This is a genomic window from Pseudomonas quebecensis (assembly GCF_026410085.1).
GTDB classification, from domain to species: Bacteria; Pseudomonadota; Gammaproteobacteria; order Pseudomonadales; family Pseudomonadaceae; genus Aquipseudomonas; species Aquipseudomonas quebecensis.
Genome location: NZ_CP112866.1, coordinates 3,971,314 through 3,988,291 on the forward strand (window position 1 = coordinate 3,971,314; position 16,978 = coordinate 3,988,291).

The window sequence follows — 16,978 nt, forward strand, 5'->3', positions numbered from 1 at the left end:
CCTGTTCTTGTAAAGCGGTGCCACTAAAGAGCGTCGGCATCCTTGCCGGTGTTGCCTGGCCTCCCTGCCATCGCTCGGATGGCGTCCTTGCCAGTGTTGCGTGCCTTCCTTGTCTTCCTTGGCAGCATCCTTGCCGCCTCCACCAGGCCTTGTCGGCTGGCTTGAGACACAGAATATGCATGTATGCATATACAGTCAATGCGTAAATGCATTTATTTTTGCCCAAAATATGCTCAAATGCATTTTTGCGTGGGTGTTCAAAGGGTTGCCAGCTTTTTGCAGGCGAAAAAAAACCCGCAGCTTGGCGGGTTTTGTCCTGTTGAACTGGGTTAACGAGCGTACATGCCCCACCAGAACACATGGCCGAGGATACTGATCTGCTCGTCCTGGATGTCCTGGAAGCTATAGTCCTCGTCCGGATGTTCGTCACGATTGAAACTGCGCAGACGAATGCCGGAAGGCAGGCGGTAGAGCTGCTTCACACGCAACTGACCATTGTGATTGATGGCATACAAGTCACCATCAACGATATCGCCAATGCCGCTCTTACCGGCATTCACCCCGACAGTCGCGCCATCGCGCAGCACCGGCAACATACTGTTGCCCCGCACCGTCACGCACTTGGCCTGGTCGAACTGCACGCCATTGTGCCGCAGGCTGCGCTTTCCAAAGCGCAGACTGGCCTTCTCGCTTTCCTCGATGACGAATCTTCCTGATCCAGCAGCCAATTCAACCTCGCGCAGAAAGGGGATCGACACCTCATCGTCATTGATAGGGGTGTCGTCGTCCCACAGGCTTATGTCCTTGAGTTCCGAATGCATCGGGTCGCGCCCTTCGTCCCGCGCCGCGCCCACCGACATGCGCCCGCGCAGTTGGTCGGTGCTCACGCCGAAGTATTCGGCAATGCGGGAGATATGCTTGTCCGACGGATCGACGATCTTGCCGCTGAGGATCCGGGACAGCGTGGATTGAGGCACACCGGTGCGCCGGTGAAGCTCCGTGGGGGAGATCCGGTCGCGGTCCAGCAGCTCTCTTAGTACGATAGAAACGTTGCGTTTTTGCATAACCGGGATAGTGAACGGAGTTTTTAACGTTGGCAAATGCTATTTTGCATATTTTATGCATAAAGGGCAGATAACCCGTAGCGCCGAGTTTGTGTTTTACCCGGCTTTTTGCGAACTGCGAAGGGCCGACCTCGCGTGTTAACCTTGCGCCCATCGCAAAAAATGCTGGGCCAAGCGCCCCCTTTGCCCCATCACTTTCAACGAATTTGCCTACTACCCAATGAGTAAAAACACGTCCGACCTGTCCTCCCACACCCCGATGATGCAGCAGTACTGGCGCCTGAAAAACCAGCACCCTGATCAACTGATGTTCTACCGCATGGGCGACTTCTACGAGATCTTCTACGAAGACGCGAAGAAGGCCGCCAAGCTGCTGGACATCACCTTGACCGCGCGCGGGCAGTCGGCGGGGCAGTCGATTCCGATGTGTGGGATTCCTTACCATTCGTTGGAAGGCTACCTGGCCAAGCTGGTGAAGCTGGGCGAGTCGGTGGTGATCTGCGAGCAGATCGGCGATCCGGCCACCAGCAAAGGCCCGGTGGAACGCCAGGTGGTGCGCATTATTACGCCGGGCACGGTGAGTGACGAGGCGCTGCTGGATGAGCGTCGCGATAACCTGATCGCGGCGGTGCTGGGTGACGAGCGTCTGTTCGGCCTGGCGGTGCTGGATATCACCAGTGGTAATTTCACGGTGCTGGAGATCAAGGGCTGGGAGAACCTGCTGGCGGAGTTGGAACGCATCAACCCGGTTGAGCTGATGATCCCGGACGACTGGCCCAAGGATTTGCCTGCGGAAAAACGTCGTGGGACAAAGCGTCGCGCGCCGTGGGATTTCGAGCGTGACTCGGCATTGAAAAGTCTGTGCCAGCAGTTCTCGGTGCAAGACCTTAAAGGCTTCGGCTGCGAAACCCTGACACTGGCCATCGGCGCCGCCGGTTGCCTGCTCAGCTACGCCAAGGAAACCCAGCGCACCGCCCTGCCGCACTTGCGCAGCCTGCGCCACGAGCGCCTGGACGATACCGTAGTGCTCGACGGCGCCAGCCGGCGCAACCTGGAGTTGGACACCAACCTGTCCGGCGGACGCGACAATACCCTGCAATCGGTGGTCGACCGCTGCCAGACCGCCATGGGCAGCCGTCTGCTGACCCGCTGGCTGAACCGCCCGCTGCGGGATTTGAAGGTGCTGCAAGCGCGCCAGTCCTCCATTACTTGCCTGCTGGACGGTTACCGTTTTGAAAAGCTGCAACCGCAGCTCAAGGAAATCGGCGATATCGAGCGCATCCTGGCGCGGATCGGCCTGCGTAACGCACGCCCGCGCGATCTGGCACGACTGCGCGACGCCCTTGGCGCCCTGCCGCAACTGCAAGCCGCCATGGCTGAACTGGACGCGCCGCACCTGCAGCAGTTGGCCGTCACCACCAGCACATACCCTGAACTGGCGGCGCTGCTGGAAAAAGCCATCATCGACAATCCTCCGGCGATCATCCGCGACGGTGGCGTGCTGAAGACCGGCTACGACAGCGAACTGGACGAACTGCAGTCGCTGAGTGAAAACGCCGGGCAGTTCCTGATCGACCTGGAGGCCCGCGAAAAAGCCCGCACCGGCCTGGCCAACCTGAAGGTCGGCTACAACCGGGTGCATGGCTACTTTATCGAGTTGCCGAGCAAACAGGCCGAGCAGGCACCGATCGACTATCAGCGGCGCCAGACGCTCAAGGGCGCCGAGCGCTTCATCACCCCGGAACTCAAAGAGTTCGAGGACAAGGCACTGTCGGCCAAGAGCCGAGCCCTGGCGCGGGAAAAAATGCTTTATGAGGCGTTGCTCGAAGACCTGATCGGCCAATTGGCACCGCTGCAGGACACTGCCGCCGCGCTTTCCGAGCTGGATGTACTGAGCAACCTCGCCGAGCGGGCGCTGAACCTTGACCTCAATTGCCCGCGGTTTGTCAGCGAGCCGTGCATGCGCATCGTGCAAGGGCGTCACCCGGTGGTGGAGCAGGTGCTGACCACGCCGTTCGTCGCCAACGACCTGTCGCTGGATGACGATACTCGCATGCTGGTAATCACCGGTCCGAACATGGGCGGTAAATCCACCTACATGCGTCAGACCGCGTTGATCGTGCTGCTGGCGCACATCGGCAGTTTCGTGCCGGCGGCCAGTTGCGAGCTGTCCCTGGTAGACCGGATCTTCACCCGGATCGGCTCCAGCGACGACCTGGCCGGTGGCCGCTCGACCTTTATGGTGGAAATGAGCGAAACCGCCAATATCCTGCACAACGCTACCGACCGCAGCCTGGTGCTGATGGACGAAGTAGGTCGAGGCACCAGTACCTTCGACGGCCTGTCCCTGGCCTGGGCAGCGGCCGAACGCCTGGCGCATCTGCGCGCATACACGCTGTTCGCCACCCACTATTTCGAACTGACGGTATTGCCGGAAAGCGAACCCCTGGTCGCCAACGTGCACCTGAATGCGACCGAGCACAACGAGCGCATCGTGTTCCTGCACCACGTACTGCCTGGGCCGGCGAGCCAGAGTTACGGTCTGGCCGTAGCGCAACTGGCCGGCGTACCAAACGATGTGATCACCCGCGCGCGCGAACACCTCCGTCGCCTGGAAACCACGGCCCTGCCTCATGAAACCGTGGTCGCGCGCCCATCCAAGGCCGCCAGCAAGCCCAGCGCACCGCATCAGAGCGATCTGTTCGCCAGCCTGCCCCATCCAGTGCTGGATGAGTTGGCCAAGCTTGACCTGGATGACTTGACGCCGCGTAAAGCGCTCGAAATGTTATATGCACTGAAGACTCGGATATAACGCATACGCGTGCAAGCTGGTAGACTCTCGCGCGGTTTGGGATGCTGCAGACTCTTAGCCTGGCCTGCAGACTATCGCTCCCGAACCTCGCGAGCCCTGCCATAAAGGGTTTCGCTGCCGCCGCCTGAGGAGAAAATTAGAAATGACCTTCGTCGTCACCGACAACTGCATCAAGTGCAAGTACACCGACTGCGTAGAAGTCTGTCCGGTGGACTGCTTTTACGAAGGCCCGAACTTCCTGGTCATCCACCCGGACGAGTGCATCGATTGCGCCCTGTGTGAGCCAGAATGCCCGGCCAACGCGATCTTCTCTGAAGATGAGGTGCCTGCCGGCATGGAGAACTTCATTGCGTTGAACGCTGAGCTGGCTGATATCTGGCCCAACATCACCGAGAAGAAAGACGCGCTGCCTGACGCCGAAGAGTGGGATGGCAAGCCAGGCAAACTCGCCGACCTCGAACGCTGACAGCGTCACCGTTCGTCAAAAGGCCCCTTGCGGGCCTTTTTGCATTTATTGGCATCTGTTTTTACTTTTCTACAGGCAAAAAAAGGGGCGGTATGACCCGCCCACATTTTTTCCCTAGTCCCTGTATTCCTTTTCATCATCCTGATGAATCGCGTCCTGCGATATTCCTTGAACCATCGTTCCGTGATGGCCGTGCCAATCCGTGGACACAGGGCTGATGTTAGAGAGTTCCAAGGGAAGTTCAACGGGATGCTACATCCGCACCAGCACCCGACACCATTCAAGCGCACCTAAATAATTGTTATTTTTCAATTAGATAGAAAAAGACTGCATGTTTTTTAGCGTCTTGGTTCGGCTAAAAAACCCATTCGCTTACGAAAAAGTAAGCGAATGCTTACACGTGCAATTGGGCAAAAGCGTAACGACTCCCTACACGCTTCAATCTTCGCTGACGGTAATTGTCGGCATGGCCGGCATTGCGGCTTCCTGCAAGACAATCCGCGCGCCCACGTGACGGGCCAGTTCCTGATAAATCATTGCGATCTGGCTGTCGGGCTCTGCCACCACCGTCGGCTTGCCGCCGTCGGCCTGTTCGCGAATCAGCATCGACAGCGGCAGCGACGCCAGCAACTCGACACCGTACTGAGTCGCCAGCTTCTCGCCACCACCCTCGCCAAACAAATGCTCGGCATGGCCGCAGTTGGAGCAAATGTGCACCGCCATGTTTTCCACGACCCCCAACACTGGGATGTTGACCTTGCGGAACATCTCCACGCCTTTTTTCGCGTCGAGCAGCGCCAGGTCCTGGGGCGTGGTAACGATCACAGAGCCGGCCACCGGTACCTTTTGCGCCAGGGTCAGCTGGATATCGCCGGTGCCGGGCGGCATGTCGATAACCAGGTAATCCAGGTCGCCCCAGGCGGTCTGGGTGACCAATTGCAGCAATGCACCGGAAACCATCGGCCCACGCCACACCATGGGTGTGTTGTCATCGGTAAGGAACGCCATGGACATCACTTCCACGCCCAGGGACTCGATGGGCACGAACCACTTCTGATCCTTGACCTGCGGCCGCGTGCCTTCGGCTATGCCGAACATGACGCCCTGGCTCGGACCATAGATATCGGCATCGAGGATGCCCACCCGCGCACCTTCGCGAGCCAGGGCCAGGGCCAGGTTCGCCGCCGTGGTGGACTTGCCCACGCCACCCTTGCCCGACGCTACCGCTACCACGTTCTTGACGTTGGCGAGGCCAGGGATCTGTGCCTGGGCCTTGTGAGCGGCGATCACGCAGTGGATGTCGATGCTGGCCGAACGCACGCCGTCCAGGCCTTCGATGGCCATCTGCAGCATCTGCGCCCAACCGTTCTTGAACAGGCCGGCGGCGTAGCCCAGCTCCAACCGGACCGAGACCTGATCGCCCAGGACCTCGATGGAACGCACACATCCGGCACTGACCGGGTCCTGGTTCAAATAGGGGTCGGTGTACTGGCGAAGAACGGCTTCCACCGCTGCGCGATTCACGGCGCTCATGGGCTACTCCCGAAAAAGACTGACTGAAACAGGCGGCTATCCTAACCGTTCCAGGCGCTTAACGGCATGCTTTCGACAGTTTGCAGGAGGCTGAAACAGCACCACGGGGTGAAATAAATTTGCCGGCGCTTTATAGTGGCCGACCTCCGTTTCATCAAGTAGCCGAGCCCCATGTCCGAGCCACGCAAGATCCTCGTCACCAGCGCCCTGCCCTATGCCAATGGTTCCATCCATCTTGGCCATATGCTTGAGTACATCCAGACCGATATGTGGGTGCGCTTTCAGAAGCATCGCGGCAACCAATGCATCTATGTCTGCGCGGACGACGCCCACGGTTCGGCCATCATGCTGCGCGCCGAAAAGGAAGGCATCACCCCGGAACAACTGATCGCCAACGTGCAGGCTGAACACAGCGCCGACTTTGCCGAGTTCCTGGTGGACTTCGACAACTTCCACTCGACCCACGCCGATGAAAACCGTGAGTTGTCGAGCCAGATCTACCTGCGGTTGAAGGACGCCGGGCACATCGCCACGCGCTCGATCACCCAGTATTTCGACCCGGAAAAGAAAATGTTCCTGGCCGACCGCTTCATCAAGGGCACCTGCCCCAAGTGCGGCACCGAAGACCAGTACGGCGACAACTGCGAGAAATGCGGGGCCACCTACGCCCCCACCGACCTGAAGGACCCGAAGTCGGCAATCTCCGGCGCCACCCCGGTACTCAAGGATTCTCAGCACTTCTTCTTCAAGCTCCCGGACTTCCAGCAGATGCTGCAGACCTGGACCCGCAGCGGCACCTTGCAGGACGCCGTGGCCAACAAGATTGCCGAATGGCTGGATGCCGGCCTGCAGCAGTGGGACATCTCCCGCGACGCGCCGTACTTTGGTTTTGAGATCCCGGGCGAGCCGGGCAAGTATTTCTATGTATGGCTGGACGCGCCGATCGGCTACATGGCGAGCTTCAAGAACCTTTGCGACCGCACGCCGGAGTTGGACTTCGACGCGTTCTGGGGCAAAGACTCCACCGCCGAGCTTTACCATTTCATCGGCAAGGACATCGTCAACTTCCACGCGCTGTTCTGGCCGGCGATGCTTGAAGGCTCGGGCTATCGCAAGCCGACCGGCATCAACGTACACGGCTACCTGACCGTCAACGGGCAAAAAATGTCCAAGTCCCGTGGCACCTTTATCAAGGCGCGCACCTACCTGGACCACCTGTCGCCGGAATACCTTCGCTACTACTACGCCTCCAAACTGGGCCGTGGCGTCGACGACCTGGACTTGAACCTGGAAGACTTCGTACAAAAGGTCAACTCGGACCTCGTAGGCAAAGTCGTAAATATCGCCAGCCGTTGCGCCGGGTTTATCCACAAGGGCAATGCGGGCGTGCTGGTGGCCGAGAATGCCGCGCCGGAACTGACCGACGCCTTCCTGGCCGCCGCGCCAAGCATTGCTGATGCTTATGAAGCCCGTGACTTCGCCCGCGCCATGCGCGAGATCATGGGCCTGGCCGACCGCGCCAACGCCTGGATCGCCGACAAGGCGCCGTGGTCGCTGAACAAGCAGGAAGGTAAAGAAGCTGAGGTGCAGGCGATCTGCGCCACCGGCGTCAACCTGTTCCGCCAACTGGTGATCTTCCTCAAGCCGGTACTGCCCCTGCTGGCCGCCGATGCCGAAGCGTTCCTCAACGTTGCGCCATTAACCTGGAACGACCACGCCACCTTGCTCGGCAACCATCAGTTGAATGCGTTCAAGCCCCTGATGACCCGAATCGACCCCGTGAAGGTGCAGGCGATGACCGACGCGTCGAAAGAAGATCTGGCCGCCAGCCAGACCGATACCGGCGAAGCGACTCCGGCCGGCAATGGCGAACTGACCAAGGACCCACTTGCCCCGCAAATCGATTTCGACGCCTTCGCCGCCATCGACTTGCGCGTTGCCCTGATCGTCAAGGCCGAAGCCGTTGAGGGCGCCGACAAGCTGCTACGCCTGACGCTGGATATCGGTGACGAGCGGCGCAACGTGTTCTCGGGCATCAAGAGTGCTTACCCGGACCCGTCCAAGCTCGATGGACGCCTGACCATGATGATCGCCAACCTCAAGCCGCGGAAAATGAAGTTCGGTATTTCCGAAGGCATGGTGATGGCGGCAGGGCCTGGCGGGGAAGAAATCTACCTGCTGAGCCCCGACAGTGGCGCCAAGCCGGGTCAGCGCATCAAGTAAGTCTGCACAACAGCCCTGTCGTTTCGGCGACGGGGCTATAGAGCAGGTCCCCCTTCTTGCCTGCCGGATAATCAGGCTCTGTTTGGTTCAATCAACCGGCATGCAAACGATCTCAGCATGAACCTCATTCAACGTATCGACGCGCTGCTGCCTCAGACCCAATGCGGCAAATGCGGCCACCCAGGTTGCAAGCCTTACGCAGAAGGCATTGCTAAGGGCGAAGCAATTAACAAGTGTCCGCCTGGTGGTCAGGAAACCATTGCTGGGCTTGCGCAATTGCTGAGCGTGCCGGTGCTGGAACTGGACACCAGCCGAGGCAACGCTCCAGCCCAGATCGCCTACATCCGCGAGGCCGAATGCATCGGCTGCACCAAGTGCATCCAGGCCTGCCCGGTGGATGCCATCGTCGGCGCCGCCAAGCTGATGCACACGGTGATCATCGACGAGTGCACCGGCTGTGACCTTTGCGTGGCGCCCTGTCCGGTTGATTGCATCGAGATGCGTCCGCCGCTCGGCACCGTTGTGCTTGTGGGTGGTGTGGCGAGCAACGATAAAGAACGCTTTGAGCGCGACGCCAAACGCAGTCGCGCCCGTCGCCGCTTCGAGCAGCGCAATGCGCGTCTGCAGCGCGAAGAAACACACAAACTCGCCGAACGCCTGGCCCGCTCCAAGCGTTCGGCGCCGGTAGAAGCAATGCCGACAGACGCGGCAAACGCTGCACGCGATGCGGCGGTGAAAAAGGCCAGGATCAATGTAACCATGAGCCGCGCCCAACTGCACAAATCCTTGAAAGCCTTTGGGCATCCGCCGACGTTTGAGCAACAATCGCAGCTGGTTGTCCTGCAACAGCAGTTCGAGGCAGCGGAACAGGCCCTGACAGCACTGGAGATCAATAGCGCTCCGGCAGCCGAACAACCCAACAGCAAAACCGCTGACCTTAAACGCGCCAAGATTCAGCTGGCGATGCGCCGCGCCGAGTTGAAGAAGGCCCAGGATCAACAGGCCGACGCGCAGCGACTGGCGGATGCACAACACAGACTCGATGAAGCCCAACGCCAGGTGGATAGCCATGGCGACTGAGCTGTAACAGGCACTGAACCTGGCGCTATTGGTCTTTCGACGCGCAGCCTCCGACATCACATTGATGCCCGTCGGGTTTATTCTGCTTGAACTGTCGCCCATAGGCCCCCCACATAGGGTGCCCCACTCGACATCCCGCTGACCGCCTGCAAGGAACACTTCGCCCCATGAATGCCGCAAAACGCCTGGAAATTTTTCGCAGGCTCCACGAAGACAATCCGGAACCCAAGACGGAGCTGGCTTACTCGTCACCGTTCGAGTTGCTGATTGCGGTGATTCTGTCAGCCCAATCCACAGATGTGGGGGTCAATAAGGCCACGGCCAAGTTATTTCCCGTGGCCAATACCCCCGAAGCCATCTATGCCCTGGGGGTTGAAGGGCTGTCGGAATACATCAAGACCATCGGCCTTTACAACAGCAAGGCCAAGAATGTGATTGAAACCTGTCGTTTGCTCGTTGAACAGCATGGCAGCGAAGTACCGCAGACTCGTGAAGCGCTGGAAGCTCTGCCAGGCGTAGGCCGCAAGACCGCCAACGTGGTGCTCAACACCGCCTTTCGACAACTGACCATGGCCGTGGATACACATATATTCCGGGTCAGTAACCGCACCGGTATCGCTCGCGGGAAAAACGTAGTTGAGGTGGAGAAGCAGCTGATGAAGTTCGTGCCCAAGCCTTACCTGCTCGATTCCCACCACTGGCTGATCCTGCACGGGCGTTACGTGTGCCAGGCCAGAAAGCCGCGCTGCGGCAGCTGTAAGATCGAAGATTTGTGTGAATACAAAGACAAGACTTCTGACGATTGAGGAATTATTGATTTTCCATATCCTTCGATTGAAAAAATCTTTTTTACCCATTCGCAGATTATCGCTATAAGGAGCGCCAACGGCAGTCTTAGCCTGGAGTTAACCTTATGAGCGCTGGCAAAGAAGAATTGGAAATCGAAGACGACCTTGTGGAGTCGGAGGAAGATGGAACTGATGCACCTGTTGCGGAAGTGGCCAAGACCAATCTGAGCAAACGCCGCACCATCGACAATCTTCTGGAAGAGCGACGCTTGCAGAAACAATTGGCCGATTACGACTTCGACCTTTGATCAAGCGGTCGACGACCGGAAGCCTCCCTGACGGAGGCTTTTTTCTGCCGGACACCCTGAGCACGCAGGGTGTTACGCCCTCCTCTAGACCAGACCGTTGCGTTGAGCCAGCTCGATCAGATCCACCAGGGAACGGGCATTGAGCTTGAGCAGCAGGCGAGTCTTGTAGGTGCTGACAGTTTTGTTACTGAGGAACATGCCGTCGGCGATCTCTTTGTTGGTCTTGCCGCGGGCCAATTGCTGCAACACCATCATCTCGCGCCCGGACAGGCGTTCGACCATGTCGGCTTCACTGGCGTTGCCTATGGTGGAGCGCACCGAGTTGAGCGCCTGGTTCGGAAAATAGCTGTAGCCCGACAGGACAGCCTTGATCGCACTGAGCAACTCGGTCAGGTCCTGTTGCTTGCATACATACCCGGCGGCCCCCGCCTGCATGCAGCGCATTGAAAAATGGCCAGGGGCCTGAGAGGTGAGTACCAGCACCTTGAACGGTGAAGGTTGCTTGGTGGAAGACAAGCGGCATATAACTTCCAGCCCATCCAGTTTGGGAATTCCAATATCCAGTATGACGATATCCGGCATATGTTCCCGTGCAAGTTGCAACGCATCGACACCGTTATCAGTCTCGGCAACGACTTCATAACCATGACGCTCCATTAGCATACGCACAGCAAGACGAATGACAGGATGATCATCCACGATCAGCACTTTATTCATGAGAAAGTCCAATTTCGCTGTTCGAATTATTCAGAGCAAGCACAATAGCCTAGTCGTTTCCTAGTTGGCATAGCGCTCCCCCCCGAGCAACAGCAAGCAGAGACCCAACCCACAACGATAAAGGAATTGCCCTACAAAAAAACACCAACTCGGATGTATCCAGTTTTATGGAGCCTTTCAGACCTTTCCGGGGTTTTACATATTTCGAGTGAAATCTCCTTTGAGAGAGGGGCTTGAGGTAATCGCGGCGCACAGCACTTTCAGCAAATGCCCCTTGCCCGCAGGCACGGGAAGCTGCGGCACGCAGCAAATATTTGATTGTTTCAGTTCCATTCAACATATTTATTTACATCCATTTTTCCTACAGAACTTTCTATGACTTACAGGTCATGTACGTTTACATGAGTGAATTTCCTGTAAGACCAGTTCCTACATGGACATAAAAAAATAATTAATTCCTACAAAAAGCTTATGGAGCTCATACACGCCCTCTAGTCTGATAGGCGTTATTTGAACCAAGGACTTGTTTTTTAAACAGGAATAAACATCGAACAATGGCTAAAAAAGCTCAAAAAAAATGGCCCCTGAAAAAGGGGCCATTTTCACAACGGGTTCACTCAGAACAACGAGCGGCCCTTATTGGCAGCGATACGCATGCGCAGCGCATTCAACTTGATAAAGCCCGCCGCATCCGCCTGGTTATAAGCGCCGCCATCTTCTTCGAAGGTGGCGATGTTGGCGTCGAACAACGACTCGTCGGACTTACGCCCGGTGACGATCACGTTGCCCTTGTAGAGCTTCAAACGTACCACGCCATTTACGTGAGCCTGGGACGCATCGATCATCTGTTGCAGCATCAGGCGCTCAGGGCTCCACCAGTAGCCGGTGTAGATCAGGCTGGCGTACTTGGGCATCAGCTCGTCTTTGAGGTGAGCCACTTCGCGGTCCAGGGTGATGGATTCGATGGCACGGTGAGCGCGCAGCATGATGGTGCCGCCGGGGGTTTCGTAACAGCCGCGGGACTTCATGCCCACGTAACGGTTTTCCACGATGTCGAGACGACCGATACCGTGTTCGCCGCCGATGCGGTTCAAGGTGGCCAGTACGGTGGCAGGCGTCATTTCCACGCCGTCCAGCGCCACGATGTCGCCGTTACGGTAGGTCAGCTCCAGGTACTGCGGGGTATCCGGCGCCTTTTCAGGGGAGACGGTCCAGCGCCACATGTCTTCCTCGTGCTCGGTCCAGGTGTCTTCCAGCACGCCACCTTCATAGGAGATGTGCAGCAGGTTGGCATCCATCGAATACGGAGATTTTTTCTTGCCGTGACGCTCGATCGGGATCGCGTGCTTTTCGGCGTAGTCCATCAGCTTTTCACGGGACAGCAGGTCCCATTCACGCCACGGCGCGATTACCTTGACGCCAGGCTTGAGCGCATAGGCGCCCAGTTCGAAACGCACCTGGTCGTTGCCCTTGCCGGTAGCACCATGGGAAATGGCGTCGGCGCCGGTTTCGTTGGCGATCTCGATCAGGCGCTTGGCGATCAGCGGACGTGCGATGGAGGTACCCAGCAGGTACTCGCCTTCGTAGACGGTGTTGGCGCGAAACATCGGGAAAACGAAATCGCGGACGAACTCTTCGCGCAGGTCGTCAATGTAGATCTCTTTCACGCCCATGGCTTGCGCCTTGGCACGTGCAGGTTCGACCTCTTCGCCCTGACCCAGGTCAGCGGTGAAGGTCACCACTTCACAGTTATAAGTATCCTGCAGCCACTTGAGGATCACCGAAGTGTCCAGGCCGCCGGAATACGCGAGAACGACCTTGTTTACGTCGGCCATGCCATCACTCCACGGGGTTGTACGGAAAGGCGTCGATTCTACCGATCAAAACCGTGAATTTACAGGGGCGCGACAGCAAATGAAGATAAAGCGACAGATTATGTCGAAGGGGCGACCGATGGTCGCACCTCAGGAAGTATGCGCCGGGTTGCTCGGAGCGGTCGCTTGGGGCGCCGGTTTCTCCGGCGCGGCCACCCTTTCCAGCTGAATATTCACGCGGCGGTTACGGGCACGGTTGGCCGCGTTGGTGTTGGGGGCCAAGGGATAGCTTTCGCCATGGAAGCGTAAGGTAATCTGAGATTCCGCGATGCCATTGGCCTTGAAGTAGTCCATGACCGCCAACGCGCGTCGGCGCGAGACATCGCGGTTGGTCAGGCGATTGCCGCTGTTGTCCGAGTGGCCGTTCAACTCGATATGGTTGACCGTGGGGTCCGCCTTCATGAACGCCAGAATCACCGACAACTTTTGCTTGGCCGCCGCATCCAGCTCGATGCCACCGCCGGGGAAGCCGACCTCGGTCTGCTTGACCTGATCGTAATTCATCGGCAGCAATTTGGCTGTGCACAGCTGGTAGTCGCTGTAGGCCTTGTTGAATTTCACCGGCAGCAAACGGATTTCCGAATAACCGCCTTCGCGCCCGTAATGCCGTACGGTGGGTGAGCGGCCCTCAAGCAAGCCCGTAAAAAGACGCCCCGCCTGGGCCTGGGAGCTGTTAAACAGGACATCGCCGCTGCCGGCGCGCACCGCTCCCAGGTTAATATCGCCGCGCCCCGGCTGCCACGGAGCCGCAGCGGCCAGCAAAGTGGCCGACCCTGCGCCCAGGGAACCGTTATAGGCTTTGAGTCGAAATGTTGCCTGCTCGCCGGCCCGGCGCACGAACTCACCCGATCCGAAATCCGTGATCGGCTGGGTCAGGCGGCACTCGAACTGATCGCCTTCCACCTTCCACTCAATGTTCTCCAGACGGGTCTGGAACGTGAGTGCCATCGCAGGCAGGCTGGCGAACACACTGAGCAGGGCTAGATAATGCTGGCGCACGGGAGGCTCCACTGGTTTCTACAACACTTCAAAGCGTCATACATCGTTAAGGCATACCCAGAGCTATCGGTCGCATCCTGCAAAACTTGATAGCGAGTGCCTGCACGAGTCTTTTCCGGTAGCATTCCCACCAGATTGACCCGCCTGGAATCCCCAATGTCCGACCGCCTGACCCTGCTGCGTCCCGATGACTGGCACATTCATCTTCGCGATGGTGCCGCGTTGCCCCATACCGTGGCCGATGTTGCGCGCACGTTTGGCCGCGCCATCATCATGCCTAACCTGGTTCCTCCGGTGCGTAATGCCGCCGAAGCCGACGCCTATCGCCAGCGTATCCTCGCGGCACGCCCGGCCGGCAGCCGCTTCGAACCGCTGATGGTGCTCTACCTGACCGACCGCACCCAGCCCGAAGAAATTCGCCAGGCCAAGGCCAGCGGTTTCGTACACGCCGCCAAGCTGTACCCGGCCGGGGCCACTACCAACTCCGATTCCGGCGTGACCAGCATCGACAAGATCCTGCCGGCCATCGAAACCATGGCTGAAGTCGGCATGCCGTTGCTGATCCACGGTGAAGTCACCCGTGGCGATGTGGACGTGTTCGATCGCGAGAAGATCTTTATCGACGAGCATATGCGCCGCGTGGTCGAGTTGTTCCCGACGCTCAAGGTGGTGTTCGAGCACATCACCACGGCCGATGCCGTGCAGTTCGTCACCGAGGCCCCGGCCAACGTCGGCGCGACCATCACTGCGCATCACCTGCTGTACAACCGCAACCACATGCTGGTGGGCGGGATTCGGCCGCACTTCTATTGCCTGCCGATCCTCAAGCGCAACACTCATCAGGTCGCCCTGCTGGATGCCGCCACCAGCGGTAATCCGAAGTTCTTCCTCGGCACCGACTCGGCACCTCACGCCCAGCACGCCAAGGAAGCCGCGTGCGGCTGTGCCGGTTGCTACACCGCCTATGCCGCGATCGAGTTGTATGCCGAAGCGTTCGACCAGCGTAATGCGCTGGACAAGCTCGAAGGCTTTGCCAGCCTCAACGGTCCGCGTTTTTACGGCCTGCCGGCCAACACCGACCGCATCACCCTGGTCCGTGAAGACTGGACCGCCCCTGCCAGCCTGCCGTTCGGCGAGCTGACTGTCATCCCGCTGCGCGCCGGTGAAACACTGCGCTGGCGCCTGCTGGAGGAAAGCAAGTGAGTGAAGACCATTACGACGACGAACACGAGCACAATGGCGGCGGTTCCCGTCACCCGATGGCCGAGCGTTTTCGTGGCTATCTGCCGGTTGTCATCGACGTAGAAACCGGTGGCTTCAATTGCGCCACCGATGCCTTGCTGGAAATCGCTGCCACGACAATCGGCATGGACGAGCAGGGTTTCGTGTTCCCGGAACATACCCACTTCTTCCGTGTCGAGCCGTTCGAAGGCGCCAACATTGAAGCCGCCGCGCTGGAATTCACCGGGATCAAGCTTGATCACCCGCTGCGCATGGCTGTGAGTGAGGAAGCGGCGCTGACCGATATCTTCCGCGGTGTGCGCAAAGCGTTGAAGGCCAATGGCTGCAAACGCGCGATCCTGGTTGGCCACAACAGCAGCTTCGACCTGGGTTTCCTGAATGCCGCCGTGGCGCGACTGGACATGAAACGCAACCCGTTTCACCCGTTCTCAAGCTTCGATACCGCCACCCTTGCCGGCCTCGCGTATGGGCAGACGGTACTGGCGAAAGCCTGCCAGGCCGCCGGTATCGACTTTGACGGTCGCGAAGCCCACTCGGCACGCTATGACACCGAGAAGACCGCCGAGCTGTTCTGCGGCATCGTCAATCGCTGGAAGCAGATGGGCGGCTGGGAAGACTTCAGCGACTGAAGCCAGACCCTGCGCATAAAAAAACCGGCCTTCACAGACCGGTTTTTTTGTACCTCAACCCTGGCTTACAGCTTGCCAGCGTTCTCGGTCAGGTAAGCCGCAACACCTTCGGTGGAAGCGGTCATGCCTTTGTCGCCTTTTTTCCAGTTGGCAGGGCACACTTCGCCGTGCTCTTCGTGGAATTGCAGCGCGTCAACCAGGCGGATCAGCTCTTCCATGTTACGGCCCAGCGGCAGGTCGTTGATGATCTGCGAACGCACGACGCCCTTGTCATCGATCAGGAACGCGCCACGGAAAGCCACGCCGCCTTCGGACTCAACGTCGTAGGCCTTGGCGATCTCGTGCTTCATGTCGGCTGCCATGGTGTATTTGACTTTGCCGATGCCGCCATCGTTGATGGCAGTGTTGCGCCAAGCGTTGTGGGTGAAATGGGAGTCAATGGACACCGCAACCACTTCCACGTTGCGCGCCTTGAAATCGTCCATGCGGTGATCCAGGGCGATCAGCTCGGAAGGGCAGACGAAGGTGAAGTCCAACGGATAGAAGAACACCAGGCCGTATTTGCCTTTGATGGCTTCAGACAGCTTGAAGCTGTCAACGATTTCGCCATTACCGAGGACGGCAGGTACGTCGAAATCCGGGGCTTGTTTACCGACGAGTACGCTCATGGGGTATCTCCTGATAGGTGAAGATTGAAGTAATGGGACCGGACAGAGTCTGCCGTGTTCAAGCGACAGGCCTGTGACGCGGTCACGCTTCGTGAAGACCGACCATCATACACGGAAAAAACCGTTCGTCAGCGCGAGGGCCGCCCCGCGAAAAGTGCACGATTCTACTTTGACAATCATTCTCGTTAACATTAAGATCCAACGCACTTAAGCCCTAAACCCGCGACGGTTCTCCCTTATGTATGTGTGCCTGTGTACTGGCGTCACCGACGGAAAAATCCGCGAAGCAATCTACGAAGGTTGCTGCAGCTACAAGGAAGTGCGTGAAGCCACCGGCGTCGCCAGCCAGTGCGGCAAATGCGCCTGCCTGGCCAAGCAAGTGGTAAGGGAAACCCTGACCCAGTTACAGACAGCCCAGACTGCACTCCCCTATTCAGCAGAATTTACACACGCCTGATCAGACGTGTTTTAAAGAACCGGACTTGATGTCCGGTTTTTTTATGTCTGTAATTCAAACAGTTAGCGCCAAGACGCGGAACACAAACATTCTTATTCCGATTAATTTTCATTTATTA

Annotated in this window: 15 protein-coding genes; 9 read left to right on the forward strand and 6 right to left on the reverse strand. The window is 58.3% G+C overall.

Annotation, left to right across the window (positions count from 1 at the left end; all coding sequences use genetic code 11):
• Window positions 1–329: 329 nt before the first annotated feature.
• Entirely contained in the window at window positions 330–1,064 is a 735-nt protein-coding gene (locus OSC50_RS18545) for a LexA family transcriptional regulator (protein WP_181080545.1), read from the reverse strand.
• Between the two features lie 220 nt (window positions 1,065–1,284).
• Between OSC50_RS18545 and mutS the strand changes: the two genes are divergently transcribed.
• Both mutS and fdxA read left to right on the forward strand, forming a co-directional pair.
• Window positions 1,285–3,876 (forward strand): DNA mismatch repair protein MutS, encoded by a 2,592-nt coding sequence (gene mutS, locus OSC50_RS18550; RefSeq protein WP_181080544.1) that lies wholly within the window; start codon window positions 1,285–1,287, stop codon window positions 3,874–3,876.
• 142 nt (window positions 3,877–4,018) lie between these two features.
• Window positions 4,019–4,342, forward strand: coding sequence for a ferredoxin FdxA (gene fdxA, locus OSC50_RS18555; RefSeq protein ID WP_181080543.1), 324 nt, complete (start codon window positions 4,019–4,021; stop codon window positions 4,340–4,342).
• Between the two features lie 438 nt (window positions 4,343–4,780).
• On the opposite strand, the gene apbC is transcribed toward fdxA, so the two are convergent.
• Window positions 4,781–5,875: an iron-sulfur cluster carrier protein ApbC gene (apbC, locus tag OSC50_RS18560; protein WP_253510767.1), complete on the reverse strand. Its 1,095-nt coding sequence runs from the start codon at window positions 5,873–5,875 to the stop codon at window positions 4,781–4,783.
• Window positions 5,876–6,046: 171 nt separating this feature from the next.
• Here apbC and metG point away from each other — a divergent pair, with 171 nt between their 5' ends.
• The 4 genes from metG to OSC50_RS18580 all read left to right on the forward strand — a co-directional run bounded on the left by metG (window position 6,047) and on the right by OSC50_RS18580 (window position 10,274).
• Window positions 6,047–8,098 carry a methionine--tRNA ligase gene (gene metG / locus OSC50_RS18565; RefSeq protein WP_181080541.1) on the forward strand — a complete coding sequence of 684 codons (2,052 nt, stop codon included), beginning with the start codon at window positions 6,047–6,049 and terminating at the stop codon, window positions 8,096–8,098.
• 117 nt (window positions 8,099–8,215) lie between these two features.
• Window positions 8,216–9,178 (forward strand): electron transport complex subunit RsxB, encoded by a 963-nt coding sequence (gene rsxB, locus OSC50_RS18570; protein ID WP_266248158.1) that lies wholly within the window; start codon window positions 8,216–8,218, stop codon window positions 9,176–9,178.
• A 167-nt stretch (window positions 9,179–9,345) separates the two neighbouring features.
• A complete protein-coding gene (gene nth, locus OSC50_RS18575) occupies window positions 9,346–9,984 on the forward strand; it encodes an endonuclease III (protein ID WP_181080539.1) in 639 nt (212 codons plus the stop codon).
• A gap of 107 nt (window positions 9,985–10,091) precedes the next feature.
• Window positions 10,092–10,274, forward strand: coding sequence for a PA3496 family putative envelope integrity protein (locus OSC50_RS18580; RefSeq protein ID WP_266248157.1), 183 nt, complete (start codon window positions 10,092–10,094; stop codon window positions 10,272–10,274).
• A gap of 84 nt (window positions 10,275–10,358) precedes the next feature.
• Here OSC50_RS18580 and OSC50_RS18585 read toward each other — a convergent pair whose 3' ends face one another.
• The 3 genes from OSC50_RS18585 to OSC50_RS18595 all read right to left on the reverse strand — a co-directional run bounded on the left by OSC50_RS18585 (window position 10,359) and on the right by OSC50_RS18595 (window position 13,864).
• Window positions 10,359–10,991, reverse strand: a complete 633-nt coding sequence (locus OSC50_RS18585; protein WP_181080537.1) for a response regulator transcription factor — start codon at window positions 10,989–10,991, stop codon at window positions 10,359–10,361.
• 617 nt (window positions 10,992–11,608) lie between these two features.
• Window positions 11,609–12,826 carry an argininosuccinate synthase gene (locus tag OSC50_RS18590; protein WP_034096138.1) on the reverse strand — a complete coding sequence of 406 codons (1,218 nt, stop codon included), beginning with the start codon at window positions 12,824–12,826 and terminating at the stop codon, window positions 11,609–11,611.
• 129 nt (window positions 12,827–12,955) lie between these two features.
• On the reverse strand, window positions 12,956–13,864 hold the full coding sequence (locus OSC50_RS18595) for a flagellar protein MotY (RefSeq protein WP_181080536.1): 909 nt from the start codon (window positions 13,862–13,864) through the stop codon (window positions 12,956–12,958).
• A gap of 156 nt (window positions 13,865–14,020) precedes the next feature.
• Between OSC50_RS18595 and pyrC the strand changes: the two genes are divergently transcribed.
• Window positions 14,021–15,067, forward strand: a complete 1,047-nt coding sequence (pyrC, locus tag OSC50_RS18600; protein WP_181080535.1) for a dihydroorotase — start codon at window positions 14,021–14,023, stop codon at window positions 15,065–15,067.
• On the forward strand, window positions 15,064–15,735 hold the full coding sequence (rnt, locus tag OSC50_RS18605; RefSeq protein WP_181080534.1) for a ribonuclease T: 672 nt from the start codon (window positions 15,064–15,066) through the stop codon (window positions 15,733–15,735). Before pyrC ends, rnt begins: the two co-directional genes overlap by 4 nt.
• A gap of 65 nt (window positions 15,736–15,800) precedes the next feature.
• Here rnt and OSC50_RS18610 read toward each other — a convergent pair whose 3' ends face one another.
• The gene (locus OSC50_RS18610; RefSeq protein ID WP_003231418.1) at window positions 15,801–16,403 is read right to left on the reverse strand and encodes a peroxiredoxin; all 603 of its coding nucleotides are present in this window, start codon (window positions 16,401–16,403) and stop codon (window positions 15,801–15,803) included.
• Window positions 16,404–16,641: 238 nt separating this feature from the next.
• On the opposite strand from OSC50_RS18610, the gene OSC50_RS18615 reads away from it, so the two are divergent.
• The gene (locus OSC50_RS18615) at window positions 16,642–16,860 is read left to right on the forward strand and encodes a bacterioferritin-associated ferredoxin (RefSeq protein WP_083351544.1); all 219 of its coding nucleotides are present in this window, start codon (window positions 16,642–16,644) and stop codon (window positions 16,858–16,860) included.
• The last annotated feature ends 118 nt before the right edge of the window (window positions 16,861–16,978 follow it).

What these genes read in the sequence shown, in the direction of transcription:
- OSC50_RS18545 (WP_181080545.1), bottom strand. Translation starts at nt 1,064, where the DNA reads ATGCAAAAACGCAACGTTTCTATCGTACTAAGAGAGCTGCTGGACCGC.
- mutS (WP_181080544.1), top strand. Translation starts at nt 1,285, where the DNA reads ATGAGTAAAAACACGTCCGACCTGTCCTCCCACACCCCGATGATGCAG.
- fdxA (WP_181080543.1), top strand. Translation starts at nt 4,019, where the DNA reads ATGACCTTCGTCGTCACCGACAACTGCATCAAGTGCAAGTACACCGAC.
- apbC (WP_253510767.1), bottom strand. Translation starts at nt 5,875, where the DNA reads ATGAGCGCCGTGAATCGCGCAGCGGTGGAAGCCGTTCTTCGCCAGTAC.
- metG (WP_181080541.1), top strand. Translation starts at nt 6,047, where the DNA reads ATGTCCGAGCCACGCAAGATCCTCGTCACCAGCGCCCTGCCCTATGCC.
- rsxB (WP_266248158.1), top strand. Translation starts at nt 8,216, where the DNA reads ATGAACCTCATTCAACGTATCGACGCGCTGCTGCCTCAGACCCAATGC.
- nth (WP_181080539.1), top strand. Translation starts at nt 9,346, where the DNA reads ATGAATGCCGCAAAACGCCTGGAAATTTTTCGCAGGCTCCACGAAGAC.
- OSC50_RS18580 (WP_266248157.1), top strand. Translation starts at nt 10,092, where the DNA reads ATGAGCGCTGGCAAAGAAGAATTGGAAATCGAAGACGACCTTGTGGAG.
- OSC50_RS18585 (WP_181080537.1), bottom strand. Translation starts at nt 10,991, where the DNA reads ATGAATAAAGTGCTGATCGTGGATGATCATCCTGTCATTCGTCTTGCT.
- OSC50_RS18590 (WP_034096138.1), bottom strand. Translation starts at nt 12,826, where the DNA reads ATGGCCGACGTAAACAAGGTCGTTCTCGCGTATTCCGGCGGCCTGGAC.
- pyrC (WP_181080535.1), top strand. Translation starts at nt 14,021, where the DNA reads ATGTCCGACCGCCTGACCCTGCTGCGTCCCGATGACTGGCACATTCAT.
- OSC50_RS18610 (WP_003231418.1), bottom strand. Translation starts at nt 16,403, where the DNA reads ATGAGCGTACTCGTCGGTAAACAAGCCCCGGATTTCGACGTACCTGCC.
- OSC50_RS18615 (WP_083351544.1), top strand. Translation starts at nt 16,642, where the DNA reads ATGTATGTGTGCCTGTGTACTGGCGTCACCGACGGAAAAATCCGCGAA.